Origin of the sequence: Bernardetia sp. (assembly GCF_020630935.1) — a bacterium.
Lineage (GTDB): Bacteria > Bacteroidota > Bacteroidia > Cytophagales > Bernardetiaceae > Bernardetia.
This window is the reverse complement of the sequence record NZ_JAHDIG010000144.1, coordinates 1-3,382: the sequence shown is the minus strand read 5'-3', so window position 1 is coordinate 3,382 and position 3,382 is coordinate 1. Positions and strand designations below refer to the sequence as shown.

The following is a 3,382-nucleotide window of genomic DNA, read 5'->3' as shown; positions in this document are numbered from 1 at the left end:
AGACTATTTAGAACAAGTCGTCTTTGCATAAATCTTTCATGCGTTTACCCTAAAATCAGGCTAAAAAAGCAGCTGACAAATTTAACTAAAAATTAAGCAATGAACTATTTAAATAGAAGTATATCGGATCTAGAGAACTGGGAGTGGGATGGTCAAGTCCCCTCAGAAGATGATAGTACGTATGTAGAATTTACATACTATTATCTAGCAAAGAAGAAACTAAAAAATTATACAGTTACCGACATCGATTTTTATATTGTACAAAATACGGGCTTACGTTTTTTAATACCACTCGCAATGGATATTTTAAAATCAGACTTGTTTATTGAAGCTGACAATTATCCTGGTGATTTATTAAAAAATGTGCTCAGAGCATCAAAAAAGTATTGGCAGCATCATCCTACTCAAAAGAAGACAATGGAAGATTTATTTGTATCTAATGAACAACTTTTCAAGAGTTTAGATATTACGAAAGAAATTCGTGACGAGATCACTAAAGCGTTTGAAGAATTTATTGATCCTCGTTCAGCGTAGAGTTTGTTAGATAAATAAAAAAGTGAAAGTTGAGCGTAGCCCCTCCAATTCGCTTTGATTCTATGGTGGCAACGTGTTTGCTTAAGTTTGGTTACAAAGACTGTTGAGCCTGCCGAAGACTTTGGAAGCATTTTTTGACTCCGTGGCGTAGCTTAGGCTGACACAGGTGTTTGTATTCTATCTTGGTGACTGCAAAGATCCCGTTAGGAAGATTAATAGGTAATTACTGCTGTGTCCTTTCTTTGTTTTGATTTTAATTTAAGTTTTTACTTAATTTTTTAGGGTTTATGTCTAAGCAAAAACTATCAAAGAAAGATGCTACTTCTGCTTTTCCAGTTGTTTATCCTTTATCAGCAGGTATAGATGTAGGTGCAGGGCAGCACTATGTAAGTGTTCCTGCTCACTTAACAGATACTCCTACTCGTGTTTTTTCTACCCATACAAAAGGTTTAACAGAACTAGCAGACTGGTTAGTCAGTTTGGGTATTACTACTGTCGCTATGGAATCGACAGGCATTTATTGGCTTACTGTATATGATATTTTAGTGGAAAGGAATATAGAAGTTTGTCTAGCTAATGCTCGTTATGTACGTAATGTACCAGGTCGTAAGACAGATGTAAAAGATAGTCAATGGTTACAACAATTACATAGTGTAGGCTTGTTGCATCGTTCTTTTATTCCTAATGAACAAATACGAGTTTTACGCACTTATTTACGTCTTCGTCATCAGCAGGTTATCGCTAAAGGACAAGCTATTAATAGAATAGAAAAGTCTTTACAGCAAATGAATATAAAACTTCGTCAAGTGATTAGTAAGATAGATACCCAAGTAGGAATGGGTATTGTTCGTGCTATTGCTGCTGGAGAATATCATCCTACCCAACTAGCAGAAGAGCATTATAATTATAGAATGAAGTCTAGCAAAGAAGAGTTAGCAAGAGCTTTAGAAGGTAATTATCGTGCAGAATATCTTTTTACTTTAAAGCAAGCCCTTCGTTCTTGGGACTTTGCACATAGCGAATTAGTCCTCTGTGAAGAAGAGATTGAGCGTATTTTACAAAATTGGGAAAAAGATAGTGAAGAGCTTGAAGATATATCTAGTAAATCTTTTGTTTCAAAACAGAAGAAAAAGAAAGTTCGTCAGAATGAGTATCGTTTTGATGTAAGGAGCTACCTAAAAGAAATTCTAGGAGTTGATATGACAAAAGTAGAAGGACTCTCCGAAAATACAGTCTTAGATATTGTAGGCGAAGTAGGAACAGATTTAAGTAAATGGAAAACAGCAAAACATTTTTGCTCTTGGCTTGGTCTTGCTCCCTCTCCTCAAATATCAGGTGGAAAAGTACTCAAACAGTTCCGAAAAAAAATGCAAAGCAGAGCTACACAAGCCTTTAGAACAGCAGCTTCCACTTTACACAGTTCAAAAACACATTTAGGGAAAATTTATAGAAAGTTAGCCATTACAAAAGGAAGTCAAGTAGCTGTCAAAACAGTAGCTAGAAAATTAGCTACTTTATTTTATACTTTAATTACTCAATAGCAAGAATATGATGCTCAAAGAGCAGTACAAATGACAGAAATACAAGAAAATAAAAGAAGATTGAAACTTCAAAAAATGGCAAAAAAACAAGGTTTAAAGCTCGTTCCTATCGTTTGAAAAAATCACGTTGTAGGAAGTCTTCCATCAATAAAAAAATGTTGGGCGTTGTCTTGAACGAAGTGGAGACTACGACCTATCAGTTTGCTAAGCCTTAGGAGTGAGAAAAAACATCTCTATATGAAAAAAGAAAACGTATTACTAGCAGGTGCTACTGGATATTTAGGAAAATTCATAACTCAAGAATTAATTGAGAGAGGTTATGAAACTAAAATTGTCGTTCGTAAAAAAGAAAAGGTAAAACTAAATGCTCCAAATCTTGAAATTATAGAAGCTCAAGTAACGAAACCTGAGAGCCTAAAAGATATTTGCAAAAATGTGGATATTGTAATAAGCACGGTTGGAATTACTAGACAAAAAGATGGATTAACTTATATGGATGTCGATTATCAAGCAAATGCAAACTTGATAGACGAAGCTAAAAAAAGTAGAGTTAAAAAATTCATTTACATATCTGTTTTAAACGGAGAAAAACTTAGAAACCTAAAAATCTGTGAGGCAAAAGAAAAATTAGGAGATTATTTAAAAACTTCTGGATTAGATTACTGCATAATTCGCCCAAATGGATTTTTTTCGGATATGGCAGATTTTCTTAAAATGGCAAAAGGTGGAAAAGTTTACTTGTTTGGAGATGGCGAATTAAAACTAAATCCAATTCACGGAAAAGATTTAGCAAAGGAGGTTGTAAATGCTATTAACCAAGACAAAAAAGAAATTAATATTGGTGGACCTGATTTGCTTTCTCAAAACGAAATTGCGAAATTGGCATTAAGAGCTTATGGAAAGAAAATTAAAATAATTCATTTGCCTGATTGGACACGAAAATTGGCACTTTGGTGCGTTCGAACATTTACGAGTTCAAAAACGTATGGTCCGATTGAATTTTTTATGACAACGATGGTTATGGATATGACTGCTCCACTATTTGGAGAAGAAAAGTTAGAGTTTTTTTTTAATAATGAAGCAAATAAATAAAAGCTCCTTAGCTCCAGCCAATTAGTGGCTATGTATTCGGCATTCTGCCTTATTTTTTTGATTCCCCTCCTCCACTTTATTACAAGTTTATAACTTTATTTCTATCATTGTGTTAGGGGGTACTAATGCTCTGCTATCAGCTTGCTATTAGGCGTGAGAAAAAATAAGTAATTATCTACTACAATTTTGTTAAATTTGATTTATTTTTTCATAAA

At 33.8% G+C, this 3,382-nt stretch carries 3 protein-coding genes; all 3 read left to right on the top strand.

The genetic code is table 11. The features are described from left to right. Positions 1 to 99: 99 nt before the first annotated feature. A complete protein-coding gene (locus QZ659_RS20365; RefSeq protein WP_291728923.1) occupies positions 100 to 534 on the top strand; it encodes a contact-dependent growth inhibition system immunity protein in 435 nt (144 codons plus the stop codon). 287 nt (positions 535 to 821) lie between these two features. Then, the gene (locus QZ659_RS20360) at positions 822 to 2,075 is read left to right on the top strand and encodes an IS110 family transposase (protein WP_291728921.1); all 1,254 of its coding nucleotides are present in this window, start codon (positions 822 to 824) and stop codon (positions 2,073 to 2,075) included. 237 nt (positions 2,076 to 2,312) lie between these two features. After that, entirely contained in the window at positions 2,313 to 3,167 is an 855-nt protein-coding gene (locus tag QZ659_RS20355) for an SDR family oxidoreductase (protein ID WP_291728919.1), read from the top strand. Positions 3,168 to 3,382 lie beyond the last annotated feature (215 nt).

Excerpts from the sequence above, each read along its gene's own strand:
- QZ659_RS20365 (WP_291728923.1), top strand. The coding sequence starts at position 100 with ATGAACTATTTAAATAGAAGTATATCGGATCTAGAGAACTGGGAGTGG.
- QZ659_RS20360 (WP_291728921.1), top strand. The coding sequence starts at position 822 with ATGTCTAAGCAAAAACTATCAAAGAAAGATGCTACTTCTGCTTTTCCA.
- QZ659_RS20355 (WP_291728919.1), top strand. The coding sequence starts at position 2,313 with ATGAAAAAAGAAAACGTATTACTAGCAGGTGCTACTGGATATTTAGGA.